Annotated in this window: 17 protein-coding genes; 9 read left to right on the plus strand and 8 right to left on the minus strand. The window is 48.8% G+C overall.

The features are described 5' to 3' along the window. Nucleotides 1-99: 99 nt before the first annotated feature. Genes recG through BM257_RS04745 form a run of 4 tightly spaced genes read right to left on the minus strand, consistent with a single transcriptional unit; the run spans nucleotide 100 to nucleotide 4235 of the window. Nucleotides 100-2205, minus strand: a complete 2106-nt coding sequence (gene recG, locus BM257_RS04730) for an ATP-dependent DNA helicase RecG (RefSeq protein WP_369821304.1) — start codon at nucleotides 2203-2205, stop codon at nucleotides 100-102. Nucleotides 2206-2217: 12 nt separating this feature from the next. Next, on the minus strand, nucleotides 2218-2943 hold the full coding sequence (locus BM257_RS04735) for a 2-C-methyl-D-erythritol 4-phosphate cytidylyltransferase (protein WP_092068963.1): 726 nt from the start codon (nucleotides 2941-2943) through the stop codon (nucleotides 2218-2220). Between the two features lie 5 nt (nucleotides 2944-2948). Continuing rightward, a complete protein-coding gene (locus tag BM257_RS04740) occupies nucleotides 2949-3518 on the minus strand; it encodes a DJ-1 family glyoxalase III (RefSeq protein ID WP_092068966.1) in 570 nt (189 codons plus the stop codon). A 3-nt stretch (nucleotides 3519-3521) separates the two neighbouring features. Next, nucleotides 3522-4235: a pyridoxine 5'-phosphate synthase gene (locus BM257_RS04745; protein WP_092068969.1), complete on the minus strand. Its 714-nt coding sequence runs from the start codon at nucleotides 4233-4235 to the stop codon at nucleotides 3522-3524. A gap of 124 nt (nucleotides 4236-4359) precedes the next feature. Here BM257_RS04745 and BM257_RS04750 point away from each other — a divergent pair, with 124 nt between their 5' ends. Then, complete coding sequence (locus BM257_RS04750; RefSeq protein WP_092068972.1) at nucleotides 4360-5247, plus strand: NAD kinase; 888 nt, start codon at nucleotides 4360-4362, stop codon at nucleotides 5245-5247. Nucleotides 5248-5257: 10 nt separating this feature from the next. Here the strand turns inward: BM257_RS04750 and BM257_RS04755 are convergent, their stop codons facing one another. Then, complete coding sequence (locus BM257_RS04755) at nucleotides 5258-7066, minus strand: sensor histidine kinase (RefSeq protein ID WP_092068975.1); 1809 nt, start codon at nucleotides 7064-7066, stop codon at nucleotides 5258-5260. A 432-nt stretch (nucleotides 7067-7498) separates the two neighbouring features. Here BM257_RS04755 and BM257_RS04760 point away from each other — a divergent pair, with 432 nt between their 5' ends. From BM257_RS04760 to BM257_RS04795, 8 genes are read left to right on the plus strand one after another with little or no spacing between them, the layout of a single operon-like run. Beyond that, nucleotides 7499-8314 (plus strand): ABC transporter ATP-binding protein, encoded by an 816-nt coding sequence (locus BM257_RS04760; RefSeq protein ID WP_092068978.1) that lies wholly within the window; start codon nucleotides 7499-7501, stop codon nucleotides 8312-8314. Further along, nucleotides 8311-9159, plus strand: coding sequence for a hypothetical protein (locus BM257_RS04765; RefSeq protein WP_092068981.1), 849 nt, complete (start codon nucleotides 8311-8313; stop codon nucleotides 9157-9159). Before BM257_RS04760 ends, BM257_RS04765 begins: the two co-directional genes overlap by 4 nt. Next, on the plus strand, nucleotides 9156-9515 hold the full coding sequence (locus tag BM257_RS04770) for a GntR family transcriptional regulator (protein ID WP_092068984.1): 360 nt from the start codon (nucleotides 9156-9158) through the stop codon (nucleotides 9513-9515). The genes BM257_RS04765 and BM257_RS04770 overlap by 4 nt, the downstream gene beginning before the upstream one ends. Before the next feature lie 9 nt (nucleotides 9516-9524). Continuing rightward, nucleotides 9525-10211, plus strand: a complete 687-nt coding sequence (locus BM257_RS04775) for an ABC transporter ATP-binding protein (RefSeq protein WP_092068986.1) — start codon at nucleotides 9525-9527, stop codon at nucleotides 10209-10211. Further along, entirely contained in the window at nucleotides 10168-11421 is a 1254-nt protein-coding gene (locus BM257_RS04780; protein WP_092068989.1) for an ABC transporter permease, read from the plus strand. Before BM257_RS04775 ends, BM257_RS04780 begins: the two co-directional genes overlap by 44 nt. Nucleotides 11422-11423: 2 nt before the next feature. After that, nucleotides 11424-12677, plus strand: coding sequence for an ABC transporter permease (locus tag BM257_RS04785; RefSeq protein WP_092069367.1), 1254 nt, complete (start codon nucleotides 11424-11426; stop codon nucleotides 12675-12677). Nucleotides 12678-12715: 38 nt separating this feature from the next. Further along, nucleotides 12716-13828, plus strand: coding sequence for an efflux RND transporter periplasmic adaptor subunit (locus tag BM257_RS04790; RefSeq protein ID WP_092068992.1), 1113 nt, complete (start codon nucleotides 12716-12718; stop codon nucleotides 13826-13828). Nucleotides 13829-13831: 3 nt separating this feature from the next. Then, the gene (locus BM257_RS04795; protein ID WP_092068995.1) at nucleotides 13832-15169 is read left to right on the plus strand and encodes a TolC family protein; all 1338 of its coding nucleotides are present in this window, start codon (nucleotides 13832-13834) and stop codon (nucleotides 15167-15169) included. On the opposite strand, the gene BM257_RS04800 is transcribed toward BM257_RS04795, so the two are convergent. The 3 genes from BM257_RS04800 to BM257_RS04810 are packed head-to-tail and all read right to left on the minus strand — an operon-like array spanning nucleotide 15166 to nucleotide 18389. After that, nucleotides 15166-16923, minus strand: a complete 1758-nt coding sequence (locus BM257_RS04800; protein WP_092068998.1) for a glycosyl hydrolase 53 family protein — start codon at nucleotides 16921-16923, stop codon at nucleotides 15166-15168. The two genes, BM257_RS04795 and BM257_RS04800, sit on opposite strands and share 4 nt — an antisense overlap. Nucleotides 16924-16952: 29 nt before the next feature. After that, nucleotides 16953-17147 (minus strand): hypothetical protein, encoded by a 195-nt coding sequence (locus BM257_RS04805; RefSeq protein WP_092069001.1) that lies wholly within the window; start codon nucleotides 17145-17147, stop codon nucleotides 16953-16955. A gap of 54 nt (nucleotides 17148-17201) precedes the next feature. Continuing rightward, complete coding sequence (locus BM257_RS04810) at nucleotides 17202-18389, minus strand: phosphoribosylaminoimidazolecarboxamide formyltransferase (protein WP_092069004.1); 1188 nt, start codon at nucleotides 18387-18389, stop codon at nucleotides 17202-17204. Nucleotides 18390-18418: the final 29 nt, after the last annotated feature.

Genomic DNA, 18418 nt, shown 5'->3' on the forward strand with positions numbered 1-18418 from the left:
TGAAGGAAAAATGTCGCTGCAAAGGTAATAAAAATATTTATATATTAGGTGTAAATGTGGTGTGCGTTAACAATATTTGTGTGTGTTTTAACACTTCCCTTAAGAAATAGCTGCCCAATTAACGTTTGTTTTACGTAATTGACGAAGCCTGTTCCAAAGCATCAAATATTTGTTCGACACACATGCCGGATCGTCTTCGATAATCATCTGTGCCTCGTTACGAGCCATCTGTACGAGTTGTCCGTCTCTGGCGATATCAGCGATTTTCAGGTCGAACGCCATACCGCTCTGCTGTGTCCCCTCCAAGTCGCCGGGACCTCTTAGTTTCAGGTCTGCCTCGGCGATACGGAAACCGTCGTTCGTCTCGCACATGATATCGATTCGCTTACGGGTATCCTCACTTAACTGAGGGTTGGTGACAAGGATGCAATAACTCTGGTCGGCACCTCGTCCGACACGTCCGCGGAGCTGGTGCAACTGGCTAAGTCCAAAGCGTTGTGCCTCCAGGATCACCATCACGGAGGCATTAGGTACGTTGACACCCACCTCGATGACGGTGGTGGCGACGAGCATCTGTGTCTCTCCCTTGACGAAACGCTGCATCTCCTCTTCCTTGTCCTTGGGTTTCATCTTGCCATGAACCTTACTCAGCCGGAACTCTGGGAACACCTGTCGTAACACCTCGAAGCCGTCTTCCAGGTTCTTGAGGTCGATTTTCTCGCTTTCCTCGATGAGTGGGAATACGATATACACCTGTCTGCCTTGGTTGATCTGTTTCCGTAGCCCGTCATAGAGCGAGGGCATGCTACGGTCGAGAACGTGGGTGGTGACAACGGGTTTGCGTCCTGGCGGCAGCTCGTCGATGACACTCACGTCCAAATCACCGTAAAGGGTCATGGCGAGGGTGCGTGGGATGGGCGTCGCCGTCATCACCAACACATGGGGAGGGTTGGTGTTCTTACTCCATAGCTTGGCACGCTGGGCGACACCGAAACGATGTTGCTCGTCGACTACCACCATGCCGAGGTTGGCAAACTGTACTGTATCCTCGATGACGGCATGGGTACCTACGAGAATCTGTACCCGACCGTCCTGCAGTCCTTCCAGCACCTCCTGTCGTTTCTTACCTTTCACGATACCTGTCAGCAGTTCCACCCGGATGTCCATTCCATGAAGAAAGTCTTGGATGGTCTGCAGGTGTTGCTCGGCGAGGATCTCTGTCGGTGCCATGATACATGCCTGGTAGCCGTTGTCGAGGGCGATGAGCATCGACATCAGTGCCACCAAGGTCTTGCCGCTGCCTACATCCCCTTGTAACAGTCGGTTCATCTGTCGTCCGGACCCGGTATCCTTGCGGATCTCGCGGATGACTCTTTTTTGTGCCTCTGTCAGTTGGAAGGGCAGGTGGTCATGATAGAACGAATTAAAACAGTCGCCTACCTTTGAGAAGATATAGCCACGATATTTGCGACGATGGTCGCTGGCATACCTAAGTATATTCAGTTGGACATAGAAGAGCTCCTCGAATTTCAGTCGGACACGCGCTTTCTCCAATTCGCTGCTGTTCTGTGGATAATGGATTTTACGCAGTGCCTCGTCCCGGCTCATGAGGTGCAGACGGTTGGTGATGAAGTCGGGGAGTGTCTCTGGCAAGGGCTCCTTGATGACATCGAGGAGCGTCTTGATAAAACGCTCTACACAACGGGAGTTCAGTCCGCTCTTCTTCATCTTCTCCGTGGTATTGTAATAAGGTTGCATACCCATCGTGGAGAGCTCCAGTTTGTCAGCGGCATCGATATCGGGGTGGGTGACGTTGATACGTCCGTTAAAGACATTCGGTCGTCCGAAGATGATATACTCCGTACCTATCTTATAACTCTGTTTGGCATATTTCCCACCATTGAACCACGTCAGGTCCATCACCTTACCACTGCCGTCTGTGAAATGAGCGACGACTCGTTCTTTACGGGCACTCATCTTGAAGGTCTCGAAACTCAGAATATGTCCTTTCACCTGAACGAAAGGCATATCGCCAGTCAGTTCCCTGATGGAATAGAGACGACTGCGGTCCACGTGTTTATAAGGGTAATACTGCAACAGGTCACCAAAGGTCTCGATACCCAGTTCCTGACTGAGCATCTTCTTCCTGTTGGGACCTACCCCTGGCAGGAACTGTATGTCTTGCTCTAATAGTTCATAGTTCATCATTCTTCATAATTAGTCATGAACTAATACTTCCGCAATTTTCAGGTCGTAAGGGGTTGTGATCTTGATATTCTCTCTGTTGCCTTCTACGAGGGTGATGGGCTGACCATAGCTCTCTACGACAGAGGCATCATCGGTAAAGTTGTCGTTATAAGGTTGTTTGTTTGCTGCCTTCAGCAGTTGGATGTCGAAGCACTGAGGGGTCTGTACCAGTCGGTAGTCATTGCGGGGGACGGTTTTTGACAGTAGAGAGTTGATAGTTGAGAGTTTAGAGTTGACACCGCATAACTGGCGGACGGTCTCGACTACGGGGATGACGGGGATGACAGCCTTTGCCGTCCGTGCCGTCTCATAACAGTCGCGGATGACCTTAATACTGGGGAAGGGACGTACACCATCGTGGACACCCACGACTCCTTCCGCATCATCAGGGATGAGGGCAAGTCCATGCTGCACACTATGGAAACGTGTCTCCCCACCATCGGTCATTTGGTATGACTCACCCCATTCCCCTTCCTGTTGAGGGAGGGGGAAATGGTATTGCTCACAGAGTTGTAGCCAATATGCCTGCTGGTCTTTGGGTAATACCAAGATAATCCGCAACGTCTCGCTATAGGTATGGAAACGCTCCAGTGTACGCATCAGGATGGGTTTCCCGTCAATGGGCAGGAACTGTTTGGGAATCTCTCCCCCCATGCGTAATCCTTTTCCTCCTGCAACAATGATGATATAGTCCATGAATGTTACTTCTCACTCATCAAATGTTTGAAACGCATGCCCTCAGCAATCTGGTGGGCTATGGGAGGACTGGTGAGCTGCCCCAGCAGGTCATAGGCGAAAGGAAAAGCGGCAGCAGGGCCTTCTCCCGTCGTGATATTCTTATCTACCGTGATGAGTCTTCCTGTGTAAGTCGCCTTGGTGAGCATCTTTTCAAAACCAGGATAGCAGGTTGCCAGTTTGCCGTCAAGGATTCCCAGTTGGGCAAGGACAACAGCTGGGGCAGCGCAGATGGCTGCGACCCTCTTACCTTTCTCCGCCTGAGCCAATACAGCCTTGCGGACCCCCTCGTGGTTGTAGAGGTTCTGTGCGCCTGGCATTCCTCCCGGAAGGAATAACAAGTCGGCATCACTGACATCAATATCCTCGAAAAGGGTGTCGGCGATAATACGCACACCATGAGCTGTCTCTACGACGGGATCCCCCATGATACTTACTGTCGTTACATCCATTCCACCACGACGCCATACATCAATGGGAATCAGCGCCTCGACATCCTCGAAGCCGTCTGCTAAAAATACATATACCTTTGCCATAGTCTATTTTAGTGCTAGTAAATACTGCTTGATAGTCTCTTGTAATCCCAAGTAGAGGGCGTCGCATATCAGGGCATGCCCGATGCTCACCTCGTCTGTCCATGGAATCATCTCATGGAAATACTGCAGGTTCTCCAAGGAGAGGTCATGTCCGGCGTTCAGTCCCAGTCCTACACGACGTGCCTCTTCCGCTGCGGCAATAAACGGCGCGATGGCGGCAGCGCGGTCAGCGGCATATTGTGACGCATAGGGCTCGGTATAGAGCTCCACGCGGTCGGCGCCACACGCCTTGGCACCTTCAACCATCTTCGGGTCTGGGTCAACAAAGATGCTGGTGCGGATGCCGGCATCCCGGAACGTCTTACAGATATCCGTGAGGAAACCTTTGTTCTCGATAGTGTCCCATCCATGATTACTGGTGATCTGGTCGTGTCCGTCAGGTACCAGTGTCACCTGTTTGGGGATGACTTCCAATACCAGATCCACGAAAGAATCGATGGGGTTTCCCTCGATATTGAACTCAGTGGTGATCAGTGGTTTCAGGTCACGGACATCCTGATAGCGGATATGACGCTCGTCGGGACGGGGGTGGACGGTAATGCCCTGGGCACCAAACATTTCCACGTCGTGAGCGACAGCTAACACGTCAGGGTTGTTACCACCTCTGGCATTGCGTAAGGTGGCTACTTTGTTGATATTTACACTCAGTTTTGTCATTTTCTAAGTAATTTTGTTCTTCAGTTATGCGCTTTTTCACTAAAAAGTGGTATCTTTGCGCACATAATACACGGCAAAGATACAAAATGTTTGTCAAATAACGGCTAAAAAAGACAGATTTTTTATGATCTCACGAAAACTACGGTTTGCCATTTTCGGCAATACATACCAGCCGAAGAAGTCGGCGTCTATCACGAAGATACTGGCGTGTCTCTCTGAACGTCATGCCGAAGTCTGTATAGAAAAGGAGTTCTATGACTTCCTGGTGCGTGGCAATCAGTTGAATGTGACAGCGGACACCGTGTTCGAGGGTTCCGACTTTGAGGCGGATTTCGTCATCTCGATGGGTGGTGACGGTACCTTCCTTCGTGCGGCGAGTATGGTCGGTGATAAGCAGATCCCCATCTTAGGTGTGAACATGGGACGCCTGGGATTCCTTGCTGATATCGGTGCGGGGGAGATAGAGCACATCGTGGAGTCGATCTATGAGGGAGACTATACCATTGAGACCCGTGCCGCCATTGCTGTGGAGACGGACGGGACACCTCTGAAGGGTTATCATTGTGCCTTGAATGATGTGGCGATCCTGAAGCGTGACAATGCTTCTATGATCTCCATCCGTGCGACGATCAACGGGGATTACCTGACGACCTATCAGGCTGACGGACTGGTTGTTAGCACTCCTACAGGCTCTACCGCCTATTCCCTCTCTGTGGGCGGTCCGATCATCGTACCGGGAACGAGTGTGTTCTCGATGACAGCCGTTGCCCCACACTCCCTGAATATCCGTCCTATTGTGATTCCCGATAATGCGGAAATATGTTTGACGGTAGAGAGCCGCTCCCATAATTTCCTAGTGGCACTCGACGGTCGCTCGGAGAAATGCGTGGAGGGGACGCGCCTGACCTTACGCAAGGCTCCCTATAAGGTGAAGGTCGTCAAGCGTGCAGGACAGAAGTATTTCCACACCTTACGTGACAAGATGATGTGGGGAGCCGACCAGCGTGGCTGATGACACACGGTCATGCGACCGGTAGTTTCAGGATGAAGCGGCTGCCGTCTTTGTAGGATGTGTCCAACACGACATCACCACCCATCTGTCTGGCGACCCGTCGTGACAGAGGAAGACCAAGTCCCACGCCTTCCTTATAGGCGTCCACTTTGTAGAAGTGCTCGAAGATTTTCTCCTCTTCTCCTTCCTTGATACCTTTTCCTGTGTCTGTCACACTGAAACAGACAATATCCTTTTCCATCTCGTCATGATAGCACGACAAGGTGATGAGTCCTTTCTCTGTGAACTTGCAGGCGTTGTTCAGCAGGTTATGGAGGATTTTCTCCACTTCCTTCGCATTGGTCATCAGCTTGTAACTGTCTTTCAGACTGCTTTCAAAGCGAATCTGGTAGTCTTTGTCGTCATCATCAAAATCCCTCAGTACCTTTTGGGCAATCTCATTACAATGGACTAGGTCACTCTTGTCGATATAGTGGATGCTCTCCTTTCCAGAGATGTCCAGGATCTCGTCGATGATATTCACGATATTATTCGTGCTGTTGGTGATGCGGGTGGCAATCTCCGTACGCTCCTCTTTGCTGATATCGGTGTCCGGGTCGCTGATGACCTGTGCGAAGCCGCTGATGATATTCAAGGGGGTGCGTATCTCATGTGTCATGTTCTGGATGAAACTGATCTTCATGCGCTCTGCCTCCTGTGCCTTGTCACGTGCGATTTTCAACTCCTCGTTCTGCTGTTGTAGCTTCCTCGTGTATTTCCTCTTATGGCACTGGCAGGCGGCAATAGGCATCAGACAAGCGATGGGCACCAGTGCCATCATGCTCCATTTCATGCGCTCGGAACGCTCGCTGCACTCCTCGTTCTTGCGTTCTATGGATGCGAGGTCGCTTGCCGAGCCCACCATCTCCTCACTCATAATGACATTATTGACAGAGTCTTTGACAGCCAGGTAGTGCTTTTGGGCGAGGAAGGCGTTCGCCGTGTCGCCGGCAAGCTCGTAGATATCTGTCTGGAACTTATACTGGTCGGTGGTGTTGGTCAACAGGTTGGTGAGTCGGATAGCCTCGTCATAACGGTGGTCTGCGGCGTGTTTGCAGATCTGCACATAATGGTAATAGGTGACACTGAAGTCGTCTCCTAATGTTTTCTGGAGTCTCATATACTCCTGGTAGGCTTTGTGGAGGGTGTCCCAGTCACGCATGGCAAAGGCGACGATCACCTTGAAGCCGATGGCGTCGCTATACTCATACCTCCCATTATTTGCCTTGATGATGTCAATGGCACAGTCCAGGTGCTTCATGGCTTCCTGTGGCTGTGTGTCCATCTCGATATTAGCGAGGTCGAGATAGATGTTGATGAGGTTGATAGGCTGGGAGTGGTCCACCTCCTCCAATGCCCGCTCAAAATACTGGTGGGCGAGGGTGATGTTGCCCTTCAGGGAGTAGATGATGCCCCGCAGGTGTGTCGCACTATAGTACTCGTCCTCCGCCTTGCGTCTCTTCATGTCGTTATGCATCGTGGTCGTCTTCCGCATGGCACGATAGAAGTGGTTGTGGTTGACATCATACAGGATCTCGTGTTCCCATCCCTTGTAGTAGAGATGGAGGTTCCCTGTCTTGAGGTGATAGTCGCGATACCTCTCCGCTGCGATGTAAAACGCTCCCTCATTGTCGGAGTTGAAATACTTGCGTACCTCTTGGAGTACATCATTGCCGGTGGTGTCGTCGCCTGATGTCTGTGCCGATGTGGTCATCGTCATACAGACAAGCACCAAAAGGGTAGTTGCCAGGAACCGATAATTGATAATAGTTGGCTTCATATAAACTTAGTCTATGGTTGTGCAAAGATAATTAAAAATCTGGATAATCCATACAAATTGGTGTCATGAAATTTCCCAATAAGTGTTAACAAAGTAAATTCACTGAATTTACTCACCAAATACACTGAATTTACTTACCAAATTCACTGAATTTACTCAGTAAATACACTGAATTTACTTTTTCGTCTCAGTGTGTTTACTCTGCCAGCGGATATTCATTTTGCAGATTCTTCTTATCTCTTTCCCATATTCTCCTTATCTCGCATGCATGTATTATTAAATAAGGTGGAAATGTTAAATATCTCCTAATCGTGAAAAAAGTGACGGAAAAGTTTGGTGGGAAACATTTTAATTACTACTTTTGCAGTGTACTATTAAAGTAGTACACCGATACACTAAAGAATAGGTACTAATAATAAAAGGAAATAACGTATGATTAACGTTGAGAACATCAGTTACAAGTACAAGGGTCAGAAGGCACTTGTATTCGATGGTTTCTCTCTCCAGTTGGAGGAGAATCGTATCTATGGACTGCTCGGCAAGAACGGAACGGGTAAGTCGACACTGCTTTATCTGCTTACGGGACTGCTGCGTCCTACGAAGGGTTCAGTATGTTGCGATGGTATTGCTACCTGCAAGCGACAGCCGGAGTTGCTGCGTGACATGTACCTCGTCACGGAGGAGTTCGACCTGCCACCTATCCGTCTGTCAGAGTTTGCCGACCTCAACCGTCCGTTCTATCCCAAGTTCTCTGACGAGGTACTGGATAGTTGCTTGAAGGACTTTGAGTTAGACCGTCATGTGAAACTCAATGAGTTGTCGATGGGACAAAAGAAGAAGGCGTATATGTCATTCGCCCTTGCCACGAATACCAAGTACCTCTTCATGGACGAGCCTACCAATGGCTTGGATATCCCCTCGAAGTCGCAGTTCCGCAAGGTCATTGCCCAGCACATGACAGAGGACCGTACCATTATCATCTCTACCCATCAGGTGCATGACGTGGAGCAGTTGCTCGACCACATCCTCATCCTCGACCAGCGTAGTATGCTGCTCAATGCGTCAGTGCAGGAGATTACCGACAAGTACACCTTCGAGTATCGTGCCCCTCAGGAGATGGACGACACCGTGCTCTATGCCGAGCCTACCCTACAGGGTAATGCCGTCATCGCAGAACGCAAGGCTGGTGATGCTGAGACACAGATCAACCTCGAACTATTGTTTAACTTCAAAACGCAGACAAAATGAAAAACTTCGATTTCCATAGATTCGCTTTGACCTTTAAGAGTCAGTTGCTGATGGGACGCAACTTCTGGTTGAGACTGTTCCTTATCTTCTTCCTCGTGTTGTTCTTCATGGAGATGCTCATGACAGAAGTGGGGGAAGTCATTTACAATGGTCAGGATATTTATAAGATGCGAGTTGATAATGCCGTCAATTTCAGTATAACCTTCTTCGTCTTCTCCATGCTCTTTGGTGCCACAGGCATCTTCTCCGTATTGAAAGACACTCGCAAGCGTATTGCCTATCTGATGTTCCCAGCCTCCAACTTGGAGAAGTATATCAGTTGCTGGGTCATGTCGACCGTTGTCGTCGCTATCGTGACCTTTGTCGCTTTCTTCTGTGCTGATACCATCCGCACGTTGATGGCACCAGCATTCGGACGTGAGATGATTTGGGGAGTCCCCTCTTTCCTAAGTCAGATAACACCAGACATCCATGGACTGGTGACAACTACCAATACCGATCAAGTCTGTCACTGGTGGGATGTATTCTTCTTAGTGACTGGGTGCGTTCTCTTTTTCCATTCCCTGTATATGCTGGGAGGGACGGCATTCCGTCGTCAACAGTTCTTGATGACTACATTGTTCATAGTGTTGTGCTTTATCATCATCGTGAACGTACTTCATCACATCGACTTTGAAGGTAATATTAACCTCTTGAGCTACGATGAGCAGAACGGTCTCCAGGTACATCCGGCAACGTATGTCATCATGGTGTGTCTGTATCTCTTGACTTGTTTCAACTACTGGTTGAGTTACCGTATCTTCTGCCGTGTACAGGCGATTAACAATAAATGGTTGAACGTATGACATTTAATAACGAGAAAGCGATATACATCCAGATGGCGGACCGCCTCTGTGATGAGATCCTTGCCGGCACCTATAAGGATGACGACCGTATCCCATCTGTCAGAGAGTATGCTGTGATGCTGGAGGTGAATACCAATACCGCTGTCAAGGCTTACGACGAGCTGGCACGCGCGAACATTATATATAATAAAAGGGGACTCGGCTATTTCGTGACCCCTGGTGCGAAGGAGCAGATCCTCCAGGCTCGCAAGAAGGAGTTCATGGACGACAAACTGCCAGAGCTCTTCCGACAGATGAGACTTTTGGGAATAAATAAGGAGGAGGTCTGCAACCTTTTCGATAAGTATAACGTCTAAGAGACAGATATGATACATTTAAAAGACATCAACAAAACCTATCAGGGAGCCCAGCCGCTCCATGTGCTGAAAGGTATCTCACTCGATATCAAGAAGGGGGAGTTCGTCAGCATCATGGGAGCATCAGGCTCTGGCAAGTCTACCTTATTGAATATATTAGGTATTCTTGACAACTACGACTCTGGGGAGTATCTGCTCAATGGGGTACCCATCTGGAACCTCTCCGAGTCGAAAGCGGCTGAGTATCGTAACCATATGATTGGATTCATCTTCCAGTCATTTAACCTGATCTCTTTCAAGACAGCAGTAGAGAATGTGGAGTTGCCGCTCTTCTATCAAGGGGTGTCGCGTAAAAAGCGACACACCCTTGCGCTGGAATACCTGGACCGTCTGGGTCTATTGGACTGGGCGGAGCATTACCCCAACGAGCTCTCTGGTGGACAGAAACAGCGTGTCGCCATTGCCCGTGCCTTGATTACCAAACCACAGATCATCCTTGCCGACGAGCCGACAGGAGCACTTGACTCGAAGACGAGCGTGGAGGTGATGCAGTTGCTCAAACAACTGAATGCTGACGAGGGAATGACACAGATTATCGTGACCCACGATCCTAATGTGGGTGCGCAGACTAACCGTATTATCAGAATCAAAGATGGAGTTATTGAAGGAAATATGGCAGACGGCGCAACGCAATAAGTTGCGAACGGGCTTGACAGGCTTCGCTGTGGCATGGGGTATCTTCATGCTCATCGTCCTGTTGGGTGCTGGTAACGGACTCATCAATGCCAATATGCAACAGAGCGAGCGTTTCCTCTCCAATTCTATGGTGGTCTTCGGCGGTCAGACGTCAAAGCCCTATCAGGGAATGAAAGAGGGCCGTAATATCAGTTTGCAGACAAGGGACTTGGATGCCACGTCTGATGACTTCAAGGAGCATGTCGATGAGGTGGGAGCACGTTACAGTATCTCGGCAACGATAACTAATAACCAGGAGTATCTCAGCACAACCGTCCTTGGTGTCTATCCTAACCATCCGAAGATTGACAAGATGGAGATGCTGTATGGTCGTTTTATCAATGATATCGACCAACAGCAGAAACGTAAGGTCTTGGTATTGAGCAACAAGCAGGCAAAGGAACTGGAGCCCAAAGACTATAAGTCACTATTAGGTCGTCACGTGAAAGTGAATAATTTCATGTTCCAGGTAGTAGGTATCTATAAGGACGAGGAGGACAGCCAGGCTTCTGCCTTCTCCACCTATTCTGCCATCAAGAGTATCTTCGGAGCTAATACGGATGATGCCGGCAATATCGAGTTCACCTTCCATGGGCTGAGTACGGAGAAGGAGAATGAGGACTTCGAGGAGGAATACCGTCATCGTATCAATGCCAACCATCAGGCTCATCCTGAGGATGAGAGTGCGGTCTGGTTGTGGAACCGTTATACGCAGAACCTGCAGATGCAACAGGGTATCGGTATTATCCGTACTGCCCTATGGATCGTGGGACTGTTTACTTTGCTGAGTGGTATCGTAGGTGTCTCGAATATCATGTTGATCACGGTCAAGGAACGAACCCATGAGTTCGGTATCCGTAAGGCAATAGGTGCCAAACCATGGAGCATCCTTAAGCTGATTATCACAGAGAGTGTGATCATCACTACTTTCTTTGGGTATGTGGGTATGGTGCTGGGTGTCCTTGCCAACGAGTATATGGATGCGACAGTGGGGCATGACACCATTGACACGGGACTTTTTAAAGCGACCATGTTCCTGAACCCCACAGTGGGACTTGATGTGTGTTTCGAGGCTACTATGGTGATGGTTGTCGCGGGAACTGTCGCAGGACTTATACCTGCCTTTAAAGCAAGTCGAATCCGCCCTATTGAGGCATTAAGAGCTGATTGATGATGAGAGTAGATTTAGATAGTTACAGAGAGATACTGGACACGTTGACTCGTAATAAGTCACGTTCGTTCCTTACAGGCTTTGGCGTGTTCTGGGGTGTCTTCATGCTCATCGCCCTGATAGGTGGTGGACAAGGACTGAAGGAGATGCTGGAAAGGAATTTCGAGGGCTTCGCCACGAATACGGTCATGATATGGTCACAACAGACAACGAAGCCTTATAAGGGTTTCCGTAAGGGACGCTGGTGGACTATGGACGAGAAGGATATCAACCGCTTGCGTCAACGGGTGCCGGAACTGGATGTGGTGGCTCCCATCCTGTTTACTCCTTGGGGTACCTCCAATACCGCTTATTATGGAGAGCAGAAGACCATCCCACGTGTACAGGGCGTAACTCCGGAATATGCTGAAGTGGTTGCTCCAAAGATGTATTATGGACGATTCATCAATGAGATGGATGTCCTGGAGCATCGGAAGGTGTGTGTGTTGGGTAAGAAGATATACAAAGATCTCTTCAAAGAGGGGGGTGACCCCTGTGGCAAGAGTATCCGTGTGGACTCTACCTATTATGAGGTCATTGGTGTGGATTATAGTGCTGCAGGCATCAATTTCAACGGTCGTGCGGAAGAGAAGATCACATTGCCACTGACACTGGTGCAACAGACCTACAACCGAGGCTCCCAGGTGGATCTCATCGCAGCAACGGGTCGTCCTGGTGTCGTGATGAGTAAGTTGTCACCTCGTATCCGTGAAACCATCGCCAGAGCCCATTTTGTGGATCCTACTGATGAGCAGGGGGCAATGGTGTTTAATACAGAGGTGCTCTTCCAGATGCTTGATAACCTCTTTAAAGGTGTCAACTTCCTCATCTGGCTGGTAGGACTGGGAACACTTCTCGCAGGTGCTATCGGTGTGTCGAACATCATGATGGTGACAGTGCGTGAGCGGACGACAGAGATAGGTATTCGTCGTGCTATCGGTGCTACACCAAGGATGATCCTCTCGCAGATTATCTCAGAGAGTATCGTGCTGACCTTGGTGGCAGGTATGAGTGGTATCCTCTTTGCCGTGCTGATCTTACAGATGCTTGAACTGGGTAATACGGAGGACGGTATTTTAACGGCGCATTTCCAGGTAGGCTTCTGGACTGCCATCGTAGCGGCATTGATGGTTAGCCTGATGGGAGTACTGGCAGGACTAGCCCCAGCGGCACGTGCGATGAGCATCAAACCTGTTGATGCCATGCGAGATGAGTAAAGCATCGAAATATCGAAACAACAATAAAACATAACAATATGAAAAAGTACAAAAAACTGATTATCGCAACAATCATTGCTTTGATTTTCATAGGAACCTTCGTGTTCCTGTGGCAGAAGTCACAACCTAAAGAGGTAGTGTATAACGAGTTCACTCCAGAGATGAATGAAGTGAAGAAGACGACCATCATCACTGGTAAGATAGAGCCTCGTAATGAGGTGAATATCAAACCTCAGATTGGTGGTATTATCACACAGTTGATGAAAGAGCCTGGTGACTATGTGCAGGCTGGTGAAGTCATTGCCAAGGTGAAGGTGATTCCTGATATGGCGCAACTTTCCTCTGCTGAGAGTCGTGTGCGTCTTGCCGACTTGAATCTCCGGCAGGCGAAGATAGACTATGAGCGTGAGAAGAACCTTTACGAACAGAAACTCGTTTCTGCGGATGAGTATGACAAGGTGGCTCAGAAATTGAAGCAGGCGAAAGAAGAGTTGCTCGCTTCTGAGGATGCGCTTCAGGTAGTGCGTGATGGTGTTTCGAAATCGAACGCTAATGCGTCAAGTACCCTCGTCCGTTCAACTATTAGTGGTGTTATCCTTGATGTCCCGGTGAAGGTTGGTAACTCTGTGATCAATACCAATACGTTTAATGAGGGTACCACTATCGCCTCTGTGGCAAATATGAACGACCTTATTTTCCGAGGGAATATTGATGAGACAGAGGTGGGACAACTCTATAGCGGTATACCTATGAAGATTACCATTGGTGCCTTGCAGGACTTGAAGTTCGACGCCTCTCTGGAGTATATCTCCCCCAAAGCGGTAGAGAACAATGGTGCCAACCAGTTTGAGATAAAAGCGGCTGTCAAGGTCGCGAAAGACGATAAGATTCGCTCTGGCTATTCTGCCAATGCGGAGATTGTGCTTGCGCAAGTCAATAAAGCATTGACAATTCCTGAGAGTGCCATCGAGTTCTCTGGTGACTCCACCTTTGTTTATCTGATAAAGGGAGAGGGAGCCCAGAAGACGTATGAGCGGCATCAGATAACGACAGGTTTGAGTGATGGGGTGAATATTGAGGTGAAGAAAGGACTGACTACTAAGGATAAGGTACGTGGTCCGCAGATTGTAGCTGAAACGAAGGAGGAATAAACGATGAGGAATATTTTATCAAATACCATAGTTCCTATAGTCACTATAGTTACTATAATTACTATATCCCAGCCCGTCTCTGCCCAACAGCAGTGGACGCTCCGGCAGTGTGCCGACTATGCCATCAGTCATAATATCGGTATCCAGCAGAAGAACCTGGTACGCCAGCAGATGCAGTTACACCTGTCTACGGCTAAGAACAGCCGGTTGCCCGATCTGACAGGAGCGGTGGGAGAGACCTTCTCTTTCGGACGTGGTCTCACCATGGACAATACCTATACCAATCGCAGCACCAGTTCCACATCCTTCAGTATTAACACCAGTGTACCCTTGTTTACTGGTTTCCGCATTCCCAATAACATCCAGCTCAACCAGTTGAACTTAGAGGCAGCTACTGAGGATCTGGAGAAGGCAAAGAATGATATCCGCATGCAGGTGGCGAAGGCTTATGTGCAGATACTCTATGATATGGAGATGGCTGATGTCGCTTGGCGACAAGTAGCTATCGACTCGATGCAGGTGGCACGTCTGGAGGCGTTCTTTCATAATGGAAAGGCGAGTGGAGCAGAGGTGTCACAACAGAAGGCTACCCACGCCCAGAGTGTCCTTACCGCCACACAGGCAGACAATAATCTCCAGTTGGCACTGCTCACTCTGACACAGTTGTTGGAGCTGCCTACTCCTGAGGGCTTTGAGATTGTGCGTCCCAGTGCTCCTTTTAATGCCGTTGTACTGCCCAGTCCTGAGGTGGTCTTCGAAGAGGCACTCCTGTTCAAACCAGAGATCAAGGCTGAGCAAATCCGTCTGGATGCCACTGCAAGGAGTATCAAGATAGAACAGGCAGCCCGTTATCCGCAACTCGCACTCAATGGTGGTCTGCAGACCAACTACTATAAGACCAGCGGAATGCAGTCGGATAACTTTGGAACTCAAATCAAGAATAATTTCTCCCAGTATATCGGTCTGAACCTGAGTGTTCCGCTCTTCAACCGTTTCTCGACACGTAACAAAATCAGCTTGGCACGTCTCGACCGTGAGAACCAGCAGCTGAAACTGGACAATGTGAAGAAGACCCTCTACAAGGAGATCCAGCAGGTCTATTATAATGCGGTAGCTGCCAAGGCGAAATACGAGAGTAGTATGGCAGCCCGCCAGTCGAGTCAGGATGCTTTTGTGTTAGCACAGGCAAAATACGAGAATGGCAAGGCAACGATCACGGAGTTCAATGAGGCGAAGAACCGTTACCTAAAAGCGGAGAGCGATCTGGTGCAGGCACGTTATGAACACCTTTATCAGATCACTCTCTTGGATTTCTACCGGGGAAAGGAGTTGAACTTTTAGTTCACTACCTTTTTCCCTTGGTGGATATAGATACCTCTCTTGGTGGGTTTACTTGTCAACCTCTGTCCACCTAGCGTATACCAGGCATTGTCGTTGATGGCAGGTTGCCATTTGGTATTGATGATACCAGTTGTAGTCTTCTTGACTAACTTGAAATTGTCAAAGTTGACCCATGTGGCAGTTGTATTTAGAAGTTTAAGCCCTATCTTGACAGATGATTCAGAAGAAACAGTAAATTCAACGGAGAAAGTCTCAACATTTCCTGTTCCTGTCATTTCCTTACTTTGATCTCCTGCAATGAGGAAGATACCCTTTGAACCATTATTTGAGGCACAGTTGACAGTAAGTTTGTAAGTACCCGCTGGCAGAGTAGGTGTCTGAACTACTTCCTGATTTACAATAGCATTGCCAGTCCATGCAAATTCGCAGTAATTGGAAAGGGGTGCCCATGTGTTTTGTTTCCATTGCGCTGTACCTCCAGTATTGGTCCATCCGCTGATATTACTGTCGAATGAAGCATTGACGATAAAATCGTCGGTGACATCTTGCTCTTGTGGCTCATCACCACCACTGAGGAAAGTCTTCAGTGTCATCAAAGCGGTGGAACTGTTCAAGGTGTGTGTTCCGCTTTTCCACGTAATCTGCCAGAATCCTCGGTTGTCCCAGTTGCCCATCACACGGTTGTTTCCTTCTTTATCAGCTCCGTTTCCACACTCTTCGGGTTGCCAGTAGTAGAGACCTGTTACCTTTTCGTAGGTATTCAGTGCAGCGATAAGATCCTTTAGAAAAGCAGCTTGTCCGGCAGGAGAGTATGGCCATATGCTGCGGGTGTCTATTTCGCCTGATCCTGGTGTGAAATCTGTATGATGATAGCCAGCCTCCACGATATGTATCTCCTTAGCAGGGAATGTCGTAATCAGTGTGTTGAGTGTTGCCTTTAGCTTGCTGAGGTCACCGTGCCAGATGGGATAATAGCTTAGTCCGATAATATCGTAATCGGTAAAACCAGCTTTCTCGACCCAGCTATAGAAATTCTGGCAATGTGTGTTGTTATTAGTGCGCTCGCAGTGGAGAATGATTTTTGCTGAAGAGCAGTCAGAGGCTCTCACACCTTCTGCAGCAGCTTTCAGCAGGGTTGCAAAACGGGTGATGTTGGCAGTCTGAGCCTCATAGGTACTGCTAGTGACAAACCAGTTGTTCTTACTTGCTCCAGAGGCATTGTCCCAAAGCATGCCATAGCTTACCTCGTTGCCAATTTGGATGTAGTCGGGTTTGGCACCGTAAGTGTTTAGTGCATTCAAAACCTCTGTTGTATAGCTCTTCACTTTGGCTGCCAGTGTTGCCGTCTCAGTATTTCTGTTATAGCCCCAACTAGTGGGAATCCACTGTTGACTGACATCTGTCCAAGTGTCGCTGTAGAAGATATCGAGCAGGAAACTCATTCCCGCATCTTTGATACGTTTACCCAACTTCTTTACATAGTCAAGATCCTGACAAGTGGCAGGGGCGTCATCCTGAGATGGGTCTACCAACAACCTTACACGTATTGCGTTCCATCCGGCAACTTCATGGACATAGGTTATCATGCCGTCGTTGTAATAGGTGTTAATCTCATTCCCCTCAGAGTCTAGCCATTTGTCACCAGCCTGTTCGTAGGCAGGGACAAGACTAAGGTCACCACCAACGAGCTTTTGTGCTGAGACCGTCAGTGTGACCATAAAGAGGGTCAATAAGGTAAATACATGTTTTCTCATGATTTCATTATTAGTATTATAGTTTTAGTTTACTTATGCCTGTTTCTCCGTTGCTCACGGTATTTGGCTTTCTGCCTTGCAGAGCCGCTACCGTGAGCACCAGTGATGTATTTTTTCTTCTTCGCCTTGGTCTTGACTTTGTCGTCCTCCTTATGAGAACCACCGCCGCGACCAAACGAGATACCATTCTCCAGAATTGACTGGAAATCGTCTTCTTTACTCATAGTTTTTTAATTATAGTTCCTATAGTGCCTATAGTATCTATAGTACCTATATTATTAATGATGGAAAAGACGAACACCTGTGAATGCCATTGCGATACCATATTTATCGCAGGTCATGATGACGTGGTCGTCGCGGACGGAGCCACCAGCCTGGGCAATGAACTCCACGCCACTCTTATGGGCACGCTCGATGTTATCACCGAAGGGGAAGAAAGCATCAGAGCCCAAAGCGACTTTCGTGTTCTTGGCAATCCACTCTTTCTTCTCAGCAAGGGTGAGTACTTCAGGCTGCTCGGTGAAGAACTGCTGCCAGGCTCCATCGCGCAATACATCGTCGTGCTCGTCCTCTGAGATATATACATCAATGGTATTGTCTCTGTCAGCACGACGGATTCCCTCCTTGAAAGGCAGGCTCATCACTTTCGGATGCTGTCGTAACCACCAGATGTCTGCTTTGTTTCCTGCCAGACGGGTGCAATGGATGCGGCTTTGCTGTCCAGCACCGATGCCGATAGCCTGTCCGTCCTTCACATAGCAGACGGAGTTAGACTGGGTATACTTTAAAGTGATCAGTGCGATAATCAAGTCGCGCTTTGCCTCTGCGGTGAATGTCTTGTTCTGTGTGGGGATGTTCTCAAACAGGGCGGGGTCGTCGAGTTTGATCTCGTTACGTCCCTGCTCGAAGGTTATGCCGAATACTTGCTTGCGCTCTACAGGCTCAGGCTGGTAGGTGGGATCAATCTTAATCACATTATACGTACCCTTGCGCTTGTCTTTCAGTATCTCAATAGCTTCGGCAGTATAGTCAGGAGCAATCACACCATCGCTCACTTCTCGCTTCAACAACAATGCTGTCGTTGCGTCACAAGTGTCAGAGAGTGCCACGAAATCACCATACGATGACATGCGGTCGGCGCCACGGGCTCTGGCATAGGCACAGGCAATGGGGGAATCGTCGAGTCCTTTTACGTCATCCACGAAATAGATGCGTTTCAAGGTGTCGCTCAAAGGTAGTCCGACAGCGGCACCAGCAGGTGATACGTGCTTGAACGAGGCTGCGGCAGGCAGGCCAGTAGCCGCCTTCAGCTCCTTCACCAGCTGCCAGGCATTGAAGGCATCGAGGAAATTGATATATCCAGGACGACCGTTAATCACTTCAATAGGTAACTCTCCCTCTGTCATGAAGATGCGTGAGGGCTTTTGGTTCGGATTACATCCGTACTTCAGCTGTAGTTCTTTCATTCTATTAATACTATTTGTTACTGGGTACA

It is taken from the genome of Prevotella sp. tf2-5, assembly GCF_900115435.1.
In the GTDB taxonomy this organism is placed as follows: domain Bacteria; phylum Bacteroidota; class Bacteroidia; order Bacteroidales; family Bacteroidaceae; genus Prevotella.